A 15,338-nucleotide genomic window follows, 5' to 3' on the forward strand; every position below is an offset into this window, starting at 1 on the left:
GGCGTCAGCGTCCCGCGATCGCGGCCAGAACGTCCAGACGGGTTTCGCGGGCCAGTTCGGCGGCCGCGCGCACCTCCGCGTCCTCCTGGGCGGCGATGGCGGCGACCGGCTGGTCGGCGGAGGCGTAGGTCACGACCGCCGTCGTCTCGCCCGTCACGGGGCCCCCGCCCGCGGCGGGCGTCAGGGTCCAGCCCATGCGCACCGTCAATTCGTACCGGGCCGCGGTGTCGTCGATGCGACGGCCGATGGGACGGCGCGCCTGCTCGACCACGGTCTCGAGACGCCAGGCGGGCGGCACGCCCAGATCGGTTCCGAACGCATCCTCCAGCGCCTCGCGCAGCCGGTACCCGAAGCGGTCGTCCGGAGTGGTCACGGCGACGCGGGACAGCGCCGCGCCGGCGCCTTCGCCGTACAAGGGCGTGAAACCGCACCCCGACAGGCCCAGAGCCGCGGCGACGATCAGGGCGAGGCGGCGGATCACGCCACCACCAGATTGACGATGCGGTCCTTGACCACGACCACCTTCCTCACGGTCTGCCCCTCCAGCCGCGCAAGAACGTCGGCGTCGGCCATGACGATCGCCTCGACATCGGCCGGCTCAAGACCGCGGGGGACCCGAATCTCGCCGCGGCGCTTTCCGTTGACCTGAATGGGCAAGACCACCTCGTCGTCGGCCGCCAGCGCCGGATCGAAGACCGGCCAGGGCGCGTCGAGGATCATTCCGCCTTCGCCGAGTCGCGTCCAGCATTCCTCTGCGAGGTGCGGCACGAAGGGCGACATCAGGCGGGCAAAGGCCGACAGGGCCTCGCGACGCGCCTCCCCGCCGGCCGCGTCAAGCGTCTTCAGGGCTCCCAGAAATCCGTACAGTTTCGCGATCGCCGAATTGAAACGAAACTGTTCCACGCCTTCAGTCACGGCCTTGATCGTCTTGTGCGTCTCGCGGCGCAACGCGGCGTCGGCCGTCGCGTCGCCCGGTCCGGCTTCGCGGTCGAACTCGGCCCAGACGCGCTGCACGAACCGGCTCGCGCCTTCGACGCCGCCGGTCGTCCATTGGACGTCGCGCTCCGGCGGACTGTCGGACAGCACGAACAGCCGCCCGGCGTCCACGCCGTGCAGGTCGACGATCTCCTGCGGGGCGACGACGTTCTTCTTCGACTTGGACATCTTCTCGACGTCGCCGATGACGAGCGGCTCTCCGGTCGACAAGCGACGCGCAGAGCGTCTGCCCGCCTCGTTGGAGAGGTCGACGTCGGCGGGCTCGACCCACTGGCCGTCGGCGGTGCGATACGTCTCGTGGACGACCATGCCCTGGGTGAACAGCCCGGCGAACGGCTCCTTCACGCCCATCAGTCCCGCGTCGGACAGGGCGCGGCTGATGAAGCGGGCATAGAGCAGGTGCAGGACGGCGTGCTCGACGCCGCCGATGTACTGATCGACGGGCAGCCAGCGATTTGCGGCCCCGGCGTCGATCGGCGCATCGGCGTGCGGATTGGCGAAGCGCGCGAAGTACCAGCTGGAGTCCACGAAGGTGTCGAGCGTGTCCGTCTCGCGCGTCGCCGCCCCGCCGCAGGACGGGCAGTTGACGTGCTTCCACGTCGGATGACGGTCCAGCGGATTGCCCGGCACGTCGAACGTCACGTCCTCCGGCAGCACGACCGGCAGCTGGGCGGCCGGGACGGGCACGACGCCGCAGGCGCCGCAATGGATCACCGGAATCGGGCAGCCCCAGTAGCGCTGACGGCTGACGCCCCAGTCGCGCAGACGATAGACCGTGGCGCCCGTGCCCTGACCCATGGCCTCGATGCGGGCGATCGCCTCGGCCTTGGCCGGCTCCACATCCATGCCGTCGAGAAAGTCGGAATGGAACAGGCGCCCGGGCCCCACATAGGCCTCGTCCGTGACGTCGAAGTCGTCGCCGGCCCCGTCGGGACGGACCACGGGGATGACGGGCAGGTCGTACTTCCGCGCGAAGTCCAGGTCGCGCTGGTCGTGCGCCGGACAGCCGAAGATGGCCCCGGTCCCGTAGTCGGAAAGGATGAAGTTGGCGATCCACACCGGGACCGGGCGGCCGTCGAACGGGTGGACGACCTTCAGGCCCGTGTCCCGGCCGATTTTCTCGGCCTGCTCGATGTCGGCGGTGGAGGCTCCGCCCTTGCGGCATTCGGCGACGAAGGCGGCGACGGCGGGGTCCGCCGCGGCCAGTTGCTGCGAGATCGGATGATCGGGCGCCAGTCCAAGGAAACTGGCCCCGAACAGCGTGTCCGGACGGGTCGTGTAGACGGTGATCCCGTCCTCAAAGCCCTGCGGAGCCTGCCCGGCGAAACGCCAGGTCATCTCGAGACCCTTGGACCGGCCGATCCAGTTCTCCTGCATCAGCCGGACCTTGTCGGGCCAGCGGCCTTCAAGCGCCTTCAGGCCCTCGATCAGGTCGTCGGCATAGTCGGTGATGCGCAGGAACCACTGGTTCAGCTTGCGCTTCTCGACGACCGCGCCGGAGCGCCAGCCGCGGCCGTCGATCACCTGCTCATTGGCCAGGACCGTGGCGTCGACGGGATCCCAGTTGACCGTCCCCTCGCGGCGGTAGACCAGCCCGCGGCGGAACAGCTCCAGAAACCACGCCTGCTGCTTGCCGTAGTATTCCGGCTCGCAGGTCGCGAACTCTCGCGACCAGTCCAGCGACAGGCCCAACAGCTTCAGCTGGTCGCGCATGGCGGCGATGTTGGAGCGGGTCCAGGCGCCCGGATGCACGCCGCGTTCCATGGCCGCGTTCTCGGCCGGCATGCCGAAGGCGTCCCAGCCCATGGGATGCAGCACGTCGAAACCCTGCATCCGTTTCAGACGCGCCACCACGTCGCCCATGACGTAGTTGCGGGCGTGGCCCATGTGGATGTTCCCCGACGGATAGGGAAACATCTCCAGCACATAGTATTTGGGTCGGCCGGTCGGCGCGTCGGGCGCGCGGAAGGCGTCGGCGGCGGCCCAGCGCGCCTGCTGGCGGGGTTCGGCGGTCTTGGGATCGTAGCGGGCCACGGGTCGGCGGTTCCTGGGGGCGAGGGGCCCGTCAGGCTCGGCCTCGGGGCCCGGGATCAGTCGGGGAGGACTATGCGCCCGGCGAACCGGGCGCGGAGGTCAGCGGGCGTCGGCCAGGTTGAACTGGCGGGCCTTGGTCAGGATGGCGTTTTCCAGATCCGTCTCGGTCTGGGCGTCGACCGCGGCCGCCACCCACTGGCCCGAGGCGTCCTGCACCTGCTTGGTCAGGGACACGTTCAGGGCGTCGGCCCGAAGGCGCGTGTCGAGGATGAAGACCGTCGCCTTGAAACGCTCGTTCGGCGTGCGCGGGTCGGAATACCAGTCGTAGTTGATCACGCCGCCCCAGGGATCGGCGCTGGCCAGCGGCATGAAGCTGAGCGTGTCCAGGGTGGCGCGCCACAGATAGGCGTTCACCCCGATGCCCAGCTGCGCGCTCTCGGCCGCCGCGCGGGTCGTCGGGCCGCCGCCGAGGACGTCGCCCACGGTCGGGCCGAACGGGCGTTCCGCCGTGCAGGCGCCCAGCGCCAGGGTCGAGCCGATCAGGATGGTCGCGGCGCCGCGAGCAAACAGCATGTAGACACTCCGTCAGACGTCGGCGCGCGCGGCGCGCAGGCCCCCGAAGCGCGGGCAGGTCCGGCTCGGTCGGGCTCTATAGCACGGCGAAAAGGGGCGATGACAAGGCGAAGACGCGGCGGAACGGCGAACCGGGGCCCGAACGGCGCCGTTCGCGTGGCGGGCGATGGGCGAAGCGGCGCGTTCGCGTGACGCGCGCGCCACAAGCGGCGATGGAACGACGCGCGGGCTTCGCCGTTCGATTGACCGCAGTCGGCCCCGGCGCCTAGATCGACGACCGGGCCGAAGGACGAAAGCCGCAGATGACCGCGCAGATCGGACGCATGCAGGGACGAGGAGCCGCAGCCGCGGCCGTCTGCGCCCTCCTGCTCGCCGGCGCGGCCGGAACCGCCGCGGCCCAGACGGCCCAGCGTCCCGTGGTTTCGGCCGGCGAGGCGTCCCGCGCCGCCCAGCTGGCGCCCGCACGCCGCGGCCTTAGGGTCGACCGCTCGGGCCGCTGGAGCGTGGACTTCTCGCTCGATCCGTCGCTGAGCGATCCCGCCCGCGTCGGCGACGTGGGCGCGGGCGCCTACTATCGCGTCAATCCGCGACTGCGCGTCGGCGCCTCGGCCGGCCTCGTCGAAGGCCCCGAGAACCCGGGCCGGCCGGTTCAGAACACCCGCGACGCCGCGCCGCGGGTCCGGCTGGAATCGACCTTCCGCTTCTAGTGGCCGAACGCGGCCGACACGGCCGCCACCGCCGCGATCCCGACCGCGCCGCCGTCCGCCAGCGTGCGGGCGTTCGCCGGACCGATCCCGCCCAGGGCATAAGCCGGCACGCCCGCCGCGGCGATCATCGCCGCGAGGCCTTGCGGTCCCAGCGGGGGGCGCGCGGCGGAGGCGCCGCCCGCCGCGAACACGGGCGAGACCAGAACGGCGTCCAGCGCGCGCGGCGCGGACCGCGCCGGCGCATGCAGGGCGCCGGTCAGCAGCCAGTCCGGGCGCCGCGCCCTGAGGGGATCGGCGCGGTGCAGGTCGCGCTCCGGCAGATGCAGACCGTCCGCCCCGACGGAAAGGGCGAGCGCCTCGTCCGCGGCCACGAGCAGCCGGACGCCCGCCGTCCGCGTGGCGTCGCGCAGGCGGGCCACCTCGTCCGGGGCCTCCGGCCGTCCAAATCCCCGGTGGATCACGGCGGCGCCGGCGGGCAGGCGGGCGGCGGTCCGCCACGGGCGGGGCGTGCGGATCGGATCGGTCATGAAGATCAGCGGCGGCAGCCGGCCTGCACGGGGGTCGACCGCGGCGGCCGCGCGGTTTAGGGCCACGGCGATCCGCCAGATCTCGCCCGGGGGAACTCGTCCGTCCATGGCCGCCTCATCGCCCATGACGCCGCCGCCGTCCATCGCGGCCCGCATCGCTGACGCCCGGGCGCGCATCGCGGCTGCGGAAACGGCGGCCGGCCGCCCGGCCGGGTCCGTGACCCTGACCGTCGTCAGCAAGACCCAGCCGCACGAGGCGGTGAGCGGGGCGATCGCCGCCGGGGCCGACGTGTTCGGCGAGAACCGGGTGCAGGAGGCGCAGGCGCGCTGGGCCGAACTTCCCCGGCCGGCCGAGCTGAGACTGATCGGCGCCCTGCAGTCCAACAAGGTCGCGGCCGCCTGCGACCTGTTCGACGTCGTCGAGACCCTGGACCGCGACAGTCTGCTGACCGCGCTGGCGGCGCGGGCGCAGACGCGCGGCCGCGCGCCCCGCCTTCTGATACAGGTCAACACGGGCGAGGAGCCCCAGAAGGCCGGCGTCGTCCCCGCTGCGGCCGACGCCCTCATCGCCCGGGCACGAGCGGCCGATCTGCCCGTCGAGGGCCTGATGTGCATTCCGCCGGCGGACGTGGCGCCGGGTCCCCATTTCGCCCTGCTGGCCGACATCGCCGCGCGCAACGGGCTGGCGACGCTGTCGATGGGGATGAGCGACGACTTCGGAACCGCCATCCGCCACGGCGCCACCCACGTGCGGCTGGGATCTGCCCTGTTCGGCCCGCGTCCGACGCGCGCGGGGTGAAGCCGATCCGGTTTTCGGGCGTTCGGGGTTGGCGTTCCCGCACAGCGTCGCCATTCTGAGTTCATGCCCAGCGCCAAGACGATCCTGATCATCGACGACGACGACGACCTGCGCGAGGCGCTGGCCGAGCAGCTGGCCCTGCACGAGGAGTTCGCGCCGATCCAGGCCACCACCGCCGGCGAGGGCGTAAAACTGGGCCGGGAGTCGCGCGCCGACCTGATCCTGCTGGACGTCGACCTGCCGGACATGGACGGCCGGGAGGCCTGCCGCCTTCTGCGCAAGGACGGCCTGTCGACGCCGATCATCATGCTGACCGGGCAGACTTCGGACAGCGACACCATCCTGGGCCTGGACTCCGGCGCCAACGACTACATCACCAAGCCCTTCCGCTTCGCCGTCCTCCTGGCCCGCATCCGAGCCCATCTGCGCAGCCATGAGCAGTCGGAGGACGCGGTCTTCCGCATCGGCCCCTACGACTTCCGGCCGGCCTCCAAGGTTCTGATGGGCGACAAGGGCCGGAAAGTGCGGCTGACCGAGAAGGAAACCAACATCCTGAAGTACCTCTATCGCGCCGGAGCCAAGGCCGTGTCGCGCGAGGAGCTGCTGACGGAGGTCTGGGGTTACAACGCCGGCGTCACCACGCACACGCTGGAGACCCACATCTATCGCCTGCGTCAGAAGATCGAGTCCGAGCCCGGCCAGGCGCGCCTGCTGGTCACCGACCAGGGCGGATACCGGCTGCAGCCGTGATCAGGCGGGCCTCCGCTCGCTGAACCTCTCATCGAGGCGCCGCGGACTCCAGGATTGAAGTCGCCCACCCCCCGGGGGGCCGGCGCCACGATCGCCATTGACGGCGTCGCTAGACGTCGAGATCGACCGCCACCGGGGCGTGGTCGCTTGGACGGTCCCAGGCGCGGACGGGTTCATGGATGACGGCCGAGCCGGGCACGACCGCGGGCGTCAGACCCGGACTGGTCCAGACGTGATCCAGCCTCAGGCCCCGGTTCGTCTTGCGGAAATCGACGGCGCGATAGCTCCACCAGCTGGCCAGTTTGGTCGGCTCCGGCGTCTGGTCGCGGACCACGTCGGCGAAGCCGCCGGCGTCCTGCAGCCGGCGCAGCGTCTCCACCTCGATCGGCGTGTGACTGACGATCTTCGACATGTGGCGGTGGTTCCAGACGTCGTTCTCACCCGGCGCGATGTTGAAGTCGCCGGCCATCACCAGCGGCGCCTGCCGGTCGCGCCGCGCCACGTCGGCGGTCAGCCGCTCGTAGAAGTCCAGCTTGTGATCGAACTTGGGATTCAGCCCCCGGTCGGGCAGGTCGCCGCCGGCCGGGATGTAGAAGTTATGGAACTCGACGCCCGCGATCCGCCCGGCGACGCACCGGCCATGGCCCTCGCGGCAGGCCTCGATCCGGCTCGCGTCCTCGATCGGCAGGCGGCTGGCGATGGCGACGCCGTGCCAGCCCTTCTGGCCCGCCAGCCGCAGGTGCGGCAGACCCATCTCCTCGAAGGCGGCGCGGGGGAACTGATCCTCCGTGCATTTGATCTCCTGCAGCATCAGGACGTCGGGTCGCGCCTCGGCCACGAACCGCGCCACCTGATCGATGCGCAGGCGGACGGAGTTGATGTTCCAGGTGACGATACGAAGCATGGCCGGGGACTAGCAGGCGTCGGGTCGGCTTGCGACCGCCCTCAAGCAGCGAGCGCCCGCGGCGCGAGCGGCAGGGCGTCAAACAAAGAAACGCCCGGCCAGAGGACCAGCCGGGCGCGTCTCAGTTTTCGTCTCTCTTCGCCGCCGGGAGGGGGATGTTCCGCGGAGGTCAAACGGGCCGAAGCCCTGTTGCCTGTGTGCCACAGCCGAAGAAAAACGTCAACCGTGGCTCGGCCGACGGGACGCCGTGGCCGAACGGCCACGCTTCGCCCGCCTGGTGAAGTTAGCGGCGGCCGGGGCGGCGGGTGGGGTCGCGCAGCTGGAACAGGCTGGCGGACAGGCCGCTGGCCGGCGACAGGCTGGTCAACTGGGTGCGCGTGCGCGTCCCCTGCGCGTCGACCACCGTCCACTCCTGCAGGCGCATGGGGGAGCCGGCGAAGGCCAGGATCGCGTAGCCCTCGTTCGGACGGCGCGCGTCGCGCACGGTGACGGCGAAGGCGCCGGAGCTGCGCATCGTCACATCGTCGACGCGCACGCCCTGATCGAAGCTGACGTTGCGCGACAGGAAGGTGCTGAGCGGCGTCTGGCCCAGCGGCACCTGCTGGAAGGTGTTCAGGCGCGGGTCGTAGCGCATGACGTTGGAGCCGTCGGACACGACCAGCAGCCCCTGCGGGCTGCTGTATTCAAAGCGCATCTTGCCCGGGCGCTGCAGCCAGAAGCGGCCGCTGCGGCGCTGGCCGCCCGCGCCGGTCTCGGTGAAATTCCCCTGCGCCGAGGTCAGGCCGCGCAGATAGGCCTGCGCCCGGCCCAAGGCCTCGCGGTCGGCGGCCGACAGGCCGGCCTGCGCCCATGCGGGCGCCGCGGCGAGGGCCGCCAGGGTGCCGAGCGCGAAAGCGCGACGGGAAACGGTCATGGTCTTCTCCCTTGAGGGATTGTCGGTTCGGCCTTCATGCCGCCCGGCCTTGGCGCGCGAAGGGCGCCAGCCTGACCATATTCCGGCGGCGGGATGAAGGGTCGTTCAGGAACGCCGACCGGACGCGCCGGTTCACATCACCGGCGGCGGCCCCGCCAGCACCTCGCGCTTGCCGGCATGGTTGGCGGCGGTGATGACGCCTTCCTGCTCCATGCGCTCGATCAGGGTGGCCGCGCGGTTGTAACCGATCTGCAGCCGCCGCTGGACGTAGCTGGTCGAGACCTTGCGGTCGCGGGTCACCACGGCCACGGCCTGATCGTACAGGTCGTCGCCGGAGGACGAGTTCCCGCCCATGCCGCCGCCGTAGGGGCCGTCGTCGTCGCCGTCGCCGTCCGGGTCGTCGGTGATCAGGTCCAGATACTCCGGCTCGGCCTGCGCGCGCAGATGCTTGCACACCGCCTCGACTTCCTGATCGGTCACGAACGGTCCGTGCAGGCGGGTGATGCGGCCGCCGCCGGCCATGTAGAGCATGTCGCCCTGACCCAGCAGCTGCTCGCCGCCCTGCTCGCCCAGGATGGTGCGGCTGTCGATCTTGGAGGTGACCTGGAAGGAAATCCGGGTCGGGAAGTTGGCCTTGATGGTGCCGGTGATCACGTCCACCGACGGACGCTGGGTGGCCATGATCAGGTGGATGCCGGCGGCGCGGGCCATCTGGGCCAGACGCTGGACGGCGCCCTCGACGTCCTTGCCGGCGACCAGCATGAGATCGGCCATCTCGTCCATGACCACGACCAGATAGGGCATGGGCTCGGGCCGGATCTTCTCGCTCTCGTAGACGGGGCGGCCCTGCTCGTCGAAGCCGGTCTGGACGGTCCGCTCGAAATGCTCGCCCGACGCTTGCGCCTGCCGGGCGCGCTCGTTGTAGCTGGCGACGTTGCGCACCCCCAGCTTGGACATGCGGCGATAGCGGTCCTCCATCTCACGCACCGTCCACTTCAGGGCCACGACGGCCTTTTTCGGATCGGTGACGACGGGGGCCAGCAGGTGCGGGATGCCGTCATAGACCGACAGCTCCAGCATCTTGGGGTCGATCATGATGAAGCGGCAGTCCGCGGGACTGTGCCGGTACAGGATCGACAGGATCATGGCGTTGACCCCGACCGACTTGCCCGACCCGGTGGTGCCCGCGATCAGCAGGTGCGGCATGCGCGCCAGATCGGCGACGTAGGGTTCGCCGCCGATGGTTTCGCCCAGCGCCAGCGGCAGCAGGTGCGCCGGCTTGTCGAACTCGCCCGAGGCCAGGAGGTCGCGCAGATAGACGGTCTCGCGCCGGGCGTTGGGCAGCTCGATGCCGATGGCGTTGCGACCCTGCACCACGCTGATGCGGCAGGCGCGGGCCGACATGCTGCGGGCGATGTCGTCGGACAGCGCCACGACGCGGCCGTGCTTCACGCCGGGGGCCGGCGCGAGCTCGTAGAGGGTGACCACCGGCCCCGGGCGGATCTGGTCGATCACGCCCTTGACGCCGAACTCGGCCAGCACCTCCTCCAGCATGCGGGCGTTCTGCTTCAGCGCCTCCTCGTCGACGGCTGCGGCGCGCCTGGCCGGCTTGGCCAGCATGCCGAGCGGCGGCAGGTCGAAGGCGCCTTCCGGGCGCACGAAGTCGAAGCTGCCTTGGTCGTCGTCGACCCGCCTGGAGGCCTTGGCCGCCTTCGGCGCCGCCACCCGGGGCTCGGGCACCAGCGCCGGCTCCGGCGCGCGCGGCGCGGCCGGCTCGTCCCACGGGGGGGAGACGTCGGCGGGCTCCGCGTCCGAAAGACGCTGCGCGACCTCAGGCTCGGGACGGGGTCGGGGACGCGGCTTGCGCGCCGGCGGCGGGACCGCCGCGGCACGCGGACGGGCGCGTCCGCTCGCCCAGTCGATCGCGTCGCGGAGATCGGAGGTCTTCAGCCCCAGGGCCCGACCCACCATGAACAGGGCGGCGCCGAAGCACAGCACGCCCATGATCGCCCGCGCGCCGGGCACGCCCAGCGCCTTCAGGCCGCCGGCCGTCAGGCCCAGCACCGCGTCGCCCCAAAGGCCGCCCAGTCCGGCGGCGAGAGGCCAGGCTTTCGGCGCGGCCGGCGCCGACATGGCCGCGGCCAGCATCAGCACGCCGCCGAAGGCCAGCAGGGCGTTGAGCGGCGTCGGCCGCAAGCGCTGACGCACGGCGTCGCCGAGAGCCGTGGCCAGGCCGAAGGCGATCAGCAGCAGGGCGGCGGCGTGGGCCGCCAGCCCGAGCGACTGCATGAACAGGTCGGCGAACAGGGCACCCTGCGACCCCAGCCAGTTGGTCGGCTCGGCCCGGCTGACGACGTTCAGACTGGGATCGTCCCGGTTCCACGAGGCCAGGGCGAAGACCAGCAGGCCCGCCAGCAGCGCCTGCAGCACGCCCCGGAACCGCACGGCCGCCGGCGCCCGCCACAGGATGCGGGCCCCGATCCAGACTTGCTGACCGACGGCGTGGGCGGCGGACATGGGGCGGCGATCCTCCGAATGCAGGGGCGTTCGCGCCCACCCTCGCCCGCGCAGGGTTAAGGGCCTGTTTACCGCGACCATTCGGCGGTGGACGTTCCGGCCACTCCGCGCGACAAGCGGAGCATGAGCGATCGGGACAGGTTCGACGTCGTGGTCTCGGGCGGCGGCATGGCCGGAGCGGCCTTCGCCCTCGCCGCCGTGCAGGCGGGGCTGCGGGTCGCGGTGGTGGACGCCGCGCCGTTGACGGATCAGGTCGCGCCGACCTTCGACGGTCGGGCCACGGCCCTGTCCTTCTCCAGTTTTCGCATGCTCGAGGCACTGGGGTTGGGCGAGCAACTGCGACCCCGCGCCTGCCGGATGGACCGCATCCTCGTGACCGACGGGCGGCGGCCCGGGGCCGCCTCGCGTCCCGCCTCTTCGGCCTTTCTTCGATTCGAGGCGGAGGAGATCGCGGACCGGACAGGCGGCGAGCCGCTGGGGTGGATGGTCGAGAACCGCTGGATCCGGGCCGCTCTCGTCGCCGCGCTGGGCCGCAGCGGCGTGACCATCCTGGCGCCGGCGGCGGTCAAGGACGTGACGGTCGGGCCGGGCTCGGCCGAGGTCCTGCTGGCCGACGGCCGGCGACTGACCACGACGCTGGTCGTGGGCGCCGAGGGGCGCGGTTCGGCGGTGCGCCGGGCGGCGGGCATCGACACCCTGGGCTGGAGCTATGGTCAGTCGGGCGTCGTCGCGACCGTGCGGATGGAGCGCGACCACGGCAATGTGGCGCACGAGCATTTCCTGCCCGGCGGACCCTTCGCCATCCTGCCCCTGACCGACCGACGCGCCAGTCTGGTCTGGACCGAGACCACGCGTCGCGCCGAGGCGTTGAGGGCCGCGTCGGACGAGGCCTTCCACGCCCACCTGATGCGGCGTTTCGGCCCGTTCCTCGGCGAGGCGACGGTCGAGGGTCCGCGCTTCGTCTACCCCTTGTCCATGGAACTGGCCGAGCGGCTGTGCGCCCCACGCGTCGCCCTGATCGGCGACGCGGCGCACGCCGTGCATCCCGTGGCGGGGCAGGGGTTCAACATGGGCCTGCGCGGCGCCGCCGTGCTGGCCGAGGTGCTGGCGGAGGCCGTTTCGGTCGGCGAGGACATGGGGTCGGAGCTGGTGCTGCAGCGCTACGTCCGGTGGCGGCGGTTCGACGTCGCCGTGCTGGCCGCGGGCTTCGACGGGTTCGTTCGCCTGTTCTCCAACGACCTTCCGCCGCTTCGACTGGCGCGCGACCTTGGCATGGCCGCCGTCAACCGCATCGCGCCGTTGCGTCGGGCCTTCATGCACGAGGCAGGCGGCGCGACCGGCGATCTGCCGAAGCTGATGCGCGGAGTGCCGCTGGCCGCCTGAGGCTTTCGCCGCGCTGCCGCCCGCGCCGCGGCGCTAGTCGGCGAGGTCGCGGGCCTCTTCTGGCAGCAGGACCGGAACGCCGTCGCGGATGGGATAGGCCTTCTTCGCGCCGGGCGAGATCAGCTCGTGCGCTTCCCGGTCCCACGTCAGCCGGCCGCGCGTTATGGGGCAGACCAGAACCTCAAGCAGGCGCGGGTCGACGGAGGCGGGGGTGACGAAGGCGTCGCTCATGGGTTCGGCTACTGTCTCGTGGTCTCGGCATCGTCGTCGGGATCGGCGGCGTCGATGCTGAGGATGGCGGTCAGCGCCGTCAACCTGTCGGCGACGGTCGCCGCCTCAAGAAGCGCCTGCTTCTCGGCGATCTCGAATGGCAGGGCCATGGCCAGACTGTTGACCAGCGGCTCGGCCGGCGCTTCGCGGGCGGCGTCCCAGTCGACGTCCATTCCCCGCCGCTCCAGCCAGCGGTGCAGGGACTCCAGCAAGGCCGCGCGGTCTTCCGGATCTTCGACCGCGTCGTCCGGCGTCAGGTCGGCCTCGAAGGCGGCGAAGTCGGCCCGAACCTGCCGATACGGCGTCTGCACGGGCAGCTCGCTCGTCAGCCGCCAGCGGCTGACGCCGGTCAGTGTGATCAGATAGCGACCGTCGGAAGTCTCGGCGAAGCTGGTGATGCGCCCGACGCAGCCCACGGGCGACAGGGCCGGCAGACTGGGCGCCCCGCCCGACGGCTGGACCATGCCGATCAACCGGTCCCCGGCCATGGCGTCGTCGATCATGTTCAGATAGCGCGGCTCGAAGACGTTCAGGGGCAGCTGCCCCCGCGGCAGCAGGATGGCCCCCGCCAAGGGGAACACCGGAATCACCTGCGGCAGGTCGGCGGCCTTCACGTATCCCTGGGGCACCGCCCGCTCCCCCGGCCTAGGCGAACAGCAGGGAGGACAGGCGGCGTCGGCCCTCGCGGGCGACGTCAGAGCCCGAACCGGCGGCGTCGAACACGGTCAGCAGGGTCTTGCGCGCGGCCTGATCGTTCCACTCGCGATCGGCGCGCACGATCTCCAGCAGTTCGTCCACCGCCCCCTTGAAGTCGCCCTGCGCGGCCAGCGCCTGCGCCAGGTCGTGCCGGGCCTGGTGGTCGGAGGGGCTTGCCGCGACCCTGGCCCGGAGATCGGCGGTCGCGCCGTCGTCCTGCGCCGGGGCCGAGCCGAGCGCCAGCTGGGCGCGCACGCTCTGGACGTCGGGATCGGTCGAATCCTTCGGCGCCATGGCGATGGTCTGGACCGCCTGTTCGTGGTCGCCGGTGGCCAGGTAGACGCGCGCCATGCCGGCGACCGCCTTCACGTTTCCGGGATCGATCGAAAGCACCTCGGCGAAGGCCTGGGCCGCGCCGCCGATGTCTTCGAGTCCCAGCGATTCATTGCCAAGCGCCAGAAGGTTCTCGACGTCGGACACGGCGCCGTCTCCGGTCAGCCGCTCGATGAAGGCCTTGATCTGGCTTTCGGGGATCGCGCCTTGGAAGCCGTCGACCGGCTTGCCGTCCCTGAAGGCGTAGACGGTCGGAATCGACTGGACCCGCAACTGGCCCGCATAGGCGGGGTTCCGGTCGACGTCGATCTTGACCAGCTTCACCGCGCCTCCGGCGGCGCGCACGGCCTTTTCCAGCGACGGCGTCAGCTGGCGGCACGGTCCGCACCATGTGGCCCAGAAGTCGACGATCACCGGCTGGGTCTTCGACGCCTCCACCACGTCGGCCATGAAGCCGGCATCGGAGCCGTCCTTGATCAGGTCGTCGGCGGGGGTGGCGTCGGTCAGGGTCATCGGTCTCTCTAACTCCGGGGCGGTCGCTCGGCTCCGCAGATGGTCACGCGTGCGGCAATTGGCAAAGGGTGGGCCCGGCGAGGGGGTCCCAGAAGTCGATCACCAGCGGGTCGCGGCCAAGGCTGGAAAGGAAGCGTCTGAAGTCGGCCTGCGTCAGGGCCGTCGTCGCCGCGTTCGTCAGGGGGTGAAAGTTGACGAATTCGGCGTCCCACAGCGCCCGGTCGAGCACGAACGTCACGCGCCGGTCCGGATCGTTGATCAGCGCCAGGGCGGTGACGGAGCCCGGCCGCACGCCCAGCAGGTCCCACAACAGCTCCTCGCGCCCGAACGACAGCCGGTCCGATCCGACCGCGCGGGGCAGGCGCTTGAGGTCGACGACCGTGTCCTGACGCGCCGAGACCAGCCAGACGGCGCCCCTCTTGTCCTTGAGGAACAGGTTCTTGGTGTGGGCTCCCGGCAAGGAGGACTTGAGCTCCTGACCCTCCTCCACCCGGAACACCGGAGGGTGGTCATGCGTCCGCGGCGTCAGGCCCTGCGTCCTCATCCAGTCAAGCAGGCGGTCGCGGTCGTAGGGAGGCGTCATGAGGCTCTTGGCGAGGGGCGGCACGGGCGGTTAGGAGGAAACGTCCGCGTCAGTAACGCATCGGAGCCGCGCCTTGGAACTCGAATGCTTCCCCATGACCGCCCGGCCGCCGGACATGGTGCCGGGCCGCCAGCCGCGCGCCTGGATGGACGCCTTCACCTCGCGCCACCCCTATCGCTGCCTGCCCCTGAACATGGCCAACACCACGGGGTGGGAGATCCTGTGCCCCTACGGCTTCACGGCGGAATGGAACGGAGGGCCGCGGCAGGAGGACATCAAGATCACCGGCGACCGGCCGACTCCTGAGCTGGAGCATTTCGTCACCTCGCACTTCACCCAGGGCGTGCTGACGATGCACCCCCAGTACCTGTTCCGGACGCCGCCGGGCTGGGGCATGCTGGCCATGGGGGCGCCGAACCACATCAAGGACGGGATCCAGGCGCTGACCGGGCTGATCGAGACCGACTGGCTGCCCTTCCCCTTCACGATGAACTGGCTGTTCACGCGACCGGGGCGCGTCCGCTTCGAGCGGGGCGAGCCATTCTGCTTCGTCACCCTGCTGGAACACCGCAAGATGGAGCAGGTCGACCCGGTGGTGCGGCCGCTGGAGAGCAATGCGGTGATGCAGGGCCAGTTCGAGGCCTGGAACCGCCAGCGCACCGACTTCAACCGGCGGCTGGCCGGCGGCGACCCGGCCGCGGCCAAGGAGGCGTGGCAACGCTTCTATTTCAAGGGCGAGATGCCCGAGGACCTCGGCACGGCGCCCGAGACCCACACCAACAAGCGCCGGCTGCGCGCTCCGCGCATCGGCTGATCGAAAGAAAAAGCCCCGGCCGAGGC

At 71.3% G+C, this 15,338-nt stretch carries 16 protein-coding genes; 5 read left to right on the forward strand and 11 right to left on the reverse strand.

Going from position 1 to position 15,338, the window contains the following annotated elements; translation table 11 throughout:
- Window positions 1–4: 4 nt before the first annotated feature.
- From lptE to VGR32_RS07810, 3 genes are all read right to left on the reverse strand, one after another.
- Complete coding sequence (lptE, locus tag VGR32_RS07800; RefSeq protein WP_327449651.1) at window positions 5–481, reverse strand: LPS assembly lipoprotein LptE; 477 nt, start codon at window positions 479–481, stop codon at window positions 5–7.
- A complete protein-coding gene (gene leuS, locus VGR32_RS07805; protein WP_327449652.1) occupies window positions 478–3,030 on the reverse strand; it encodes a leucine--tRNA ligase in 2,553 nt (850 codons plus the stop codon). Before leuS ends, lptE begins: the two co-directional genes overlap by 4 nt.
- A 99-nt stretch (window positions 3,031–3,129) precedes the next feature.
- Window positions 3,130–3,603: a DUF3576 domain-containing protein gene (locus VGR32_RS07810; RefSeq protein WP_327449653.1), complete on the reverse strand. Its 474-nt coding sequence runs from the start codon at window positions 3,601–3,603 to the stop codon at window positions 3,130–3,132.
- A 302-nt stretch (window positions 3,604–3,905) separates the two neighbouring features.
- Here VGR32_RS07810 and VGR32_RS07815 point away from each other — a divergent pair, with 302 nt between their 5' ends.
- The gene (locus tag VGR32_RS07815) at window positions 3,906–4,310 is read left to right on the forward strand and encodes an NtrZ family periplasmic regulatory protein (RefSeq protein ID WP_327449654.1); all 405 of its coding nucleotides are present in this window, start codon (window positions 3,906–3,908) and stop codon (window positions 4,308–4,310) included.
- On the opposite strand, the gene VGR32_RS07820 is transcribed toward VGR32_RS07815, so the two are convergent.
- Window positions 4,307–4,945, reverse strand: coding sequence for a thiamine phosphate synthase (locus VGR32_RS07820; protein ID WP_327449655.1), 639 nt, complete (start codon window positions 4,943–4,945; stop codon window positions 4,307–4,309). The two genes, VGR32_RS07815 and VGR32_RS07820, sit on opposite strands and share 4 nt — an antisense overlap.
- On the opposite strand from VGR32_RS07820, the gene VGR32_RS07825 reads away from it, so the two are divergent.
- Window positions 4,944–5,636, forward strand: coding sequence for a YggS family pyridoxal phosphate-dependent enzyme (locus VGR32_RS07825; RefSeq protein ID WP_327449656.1), 693 nt, complete (start codon window positions 4,944–4,946; stop codon window positions 5,634–5,636). The two genes, VGR32_RS07820 and VGR32_RS07825, sit on opposite strands and share 2 nt — an antisense overlap.
- Before the next feature lie 63 nt (window positions 5,637–5,699).
- Window positions 5,700–6,386 (forward strand): response regulator transcription factor, encoded by a 687-nt coding sequence (locus VGR32_RS07830; protein WP_327449657.1) that lies wholly within the window; start codon window positions 5,700–5,702, stop codon window positions 6,384–6,386.
- A 109-nt stretch (window positions 6,387–6,495) separates the two neighbouring features.
- Here VGR32_RS07830 and VGR32_RS07835 read toward each other — a convergent pair whose 3' ends face one another.
- The 3 genes from VGR32_RS07835 to VGR32_RS07845 all read right to left on the reverse strand — a co-directional run bounded on the left by VGR32_RS07835 (window position 6,496) and on the right by VGR32_RS07845 (window position 10,720).
- Window positions 6,496–7,290: an exodeoxyribonuclease III gene (locus VGR32_RS07835; RefSeq protein ID WP_327449658.1), complete on the reverse strand. Its 795-nt coding sequence runs from the start codon at window positions 7,288–7,290 to the stop codon at window positions 6,496–6,498.
- Window positions 7,291–7,573: 283 nt separating this feature from the next.
- Window positions 7,574–8,203 carry an outer membrane lipoprotein carrier protein LolA gene (locus VGR32_RS07840; protein WP_327449659.1) on the reverse strand — a complete coding sequence of 210 codons (630 nt, stop codon included), beginning with the start codon at window positions 8,201–8,203 and terminating at the stop codon, window positions 7,574–7,576.
- Window positions 8,204–8,335: 132 nt separating this feature from the next.
- Window positions 8,336–10,720 (reverse strand): FtsK/SpoIIIE family DNA translocase, encoded by a 2,385-nt coding sequence (locus VGR32_RS07845; RefSeq protein ID WP_327449660.1) that lies wholly within the window; start codon window positions 10,718–10,720, stop codon window positions 8,336–8,338.
- Window positions 10,721–10,843: 123 nt separating this feature from the next.
- Here VGR32_RS07845 and VGR32_RS07850 point away from each other — a divergent pair, with 123 nt between their 5' ends.
- The gene (locus VGR32_RS07850) at window positions 10,844–12,103 is read left to right on the forward strand and encodes a UbiH/UbiF/VisC/COQ6 family ubiquinone biosynthesis hydroxylase (RefSeq protein ID WP_327449661.1); all 1,260 of its coding nucleotides are present in this window, start codon (window positions 10,844–10,846) and stop codon (window positions 12,101–12,103) included.
- Window positions 12,104–12,136: 33 nt separating this feature from the next.
- Here VGR32_RS07850 and VGR32_RS07855 read toward each other — a convergent pair whose 3' ends face one another.
- The 4 genes from VGR32_RS07855 to VGR32_RS07870 are packed head-to-tail and all read right to left on the reverse strand — an operon-like array spanning window position 12,137 to window position 14,498.
- Entirely contained in the window at window positions 12,137–12,334 is a 198-nt protein-coding gene (locus VGR32_RS07855; RefSeq protein ID WP_327449662.1) for a Trm112 family protein, read from the reverse strand.
- A gap of 8 nt (window positions 12,335–12,342) precedes the next feature.
- Window positions 12,343–13,002 (reverse strand): LON peptidase substrate-binding domain-containing protein, encoded by a 660-nt coding sequence (locus VGR32_RS07860; protein WP_327449663.1) that lies wholly within the window; start codon window positions 13,000–13,002, stop codon window positions 12,343–12,345.
- A 16-nt stretch (window positions 13,003–13,018) separates the two neighbouring features.
- On the reverse strand, window positions 13,019–13,915 hold the full coding sequence (locus VGR32_RS07865) for a co-chaperone YbbN (protein WP_327449664.1): 897 nt from the start codon (window positions 13,913–13,915) through the stop codon (window positions 13,019–13,021).
- A gap of 43 nt (window positions 13,916–13,958) precedes the next feature.
- Complete coding sequence (locus VGR32_RS07870) at window positions 13,959–14,498, reverse strand: prolyl-tRNA synthetase associated domain-containing protein (RefSeq protein ID WP_414642901.1); 540 nt, start codon at window positions 14,496–14,498, stop codon at window positions 13,959–13,961.
- Window positions 14,499–14,571: 73 nt separating this feature from the next.
- On the opposite strand from VGR32_RS07870, the gene VGR32_RS07875 reads away from it, so the two are divergent.
- On the forward strand, window positions 14,572–15,312 hold the full coding sequence (locus VGR32_RS07875; RefSeq protein ID WP_327449665.1) for a DUF6065 family protein: 741 nt from the start codon (window positions 14,572–14,574) through the stop codon (window positions 15,310–15,312).
- Window positions 15,313–15,338: the final 26 nt, after the last annotated feature.

The sequence above is a fragment of the Brevundimonas sp. genome, assembly GCF_035935935.1.
In the GTDB taxonomy this organism is placed as follows: Bacteria; Pseudomonadota; Alphaproteobacteria; order Caulobacterales; family Caulobacteraceae; genus Brevundimonas.

Excerpts from the sequence above, each read along its gene's own strand:
- VGR32_RS07810 (WP_327449653.1), bottom strand. The coding sequence starts at position 3,603 with ATGCTGTTTGCTCGCGGCGCCGCGACCATCCTGATCGGCTCGACCCTG.
- VGR32_RS07815 (WP_327449654.1), top strand. The coding sequence starts at position 3,906 with ATGACCGCGCAGATCGGACGCATGCAGGGACGAGGAGCCGCAGCCGCG.
- VGR32_RS07825 (WP_327449656.1), top strand. The coding sequence starts at position 4,944 with ATGGCCGCCTCATCGCCCATGACGCCGCCGCCGTCCATCGCGGCCCGC.
- VGR32_RS07820 (WP_327449655.1), bottom strand. The coding sequence starts at position 4,945 with ATGGACGGACGAGTTCCCCCGGGCGAGATCTGGCGGATCGCCGTGGCC.
- VGR32_RS07830 (WP_327449657.1), top strand. The coding sequence starts at position 5,700 with ATGCCCAGCGCCAAGACGATCCTGATCATCGACGACGACGACGACCTG.
- VGR32_RS07835 (WP_327449658.1), bottom strand. The coding sequence starts at position 7,290 with ATGCTTCGTATCGTCACCTGGAACATCAACTCCGTCCGCCTGCGCATC.
- VGR32_RS07840 (WP_327449659.1), bottom strand. The coding sequence starts at position 8,203 with ATGACCGTTTCCCGTCGCGCTTTCGCGCTCGGCACCCTGGCGGCCCTC.
- VGR32_RS07845 (WP_327449660.1), bottom strand. The coding sequence starts at position 10,720 with ATGTCCGCCGCCCACGCCGTCGGTCAGCAAGTCTGGATCGGGGCCCGC.
- VGR32_RS07850 (WP_327449661.1), top strand. The coding sequence starts at position 10,844 with ATGAGCGATCGGGACAGGTTCGACGTCGTGGTCTCGGGCGGCGGCATG.
- VGR32_RS07855 (WP_327449662.1), bottom strand. The coding sequence starts at position 12,334 with ATGAGCGACGCCTTCGTCACCCCCGCCTCCGTCGACCCGCGCCTGCTT.
- VGR32_RS07865 (WP_327449664.1), bottom strand. The coding sequence starts at position 13,915 with ATGACCCTGACCGACGCCACCCCCGCCGACGACCTGATCAAGGACGGC.
- VGR32_RS07870 (WP_414642901.1), bottom strand. The coding sequence starts at position 14,498 with ATGACGCCTCCCTACGACCGCGACCGCCTGCTTGACTGGATGAGGACG.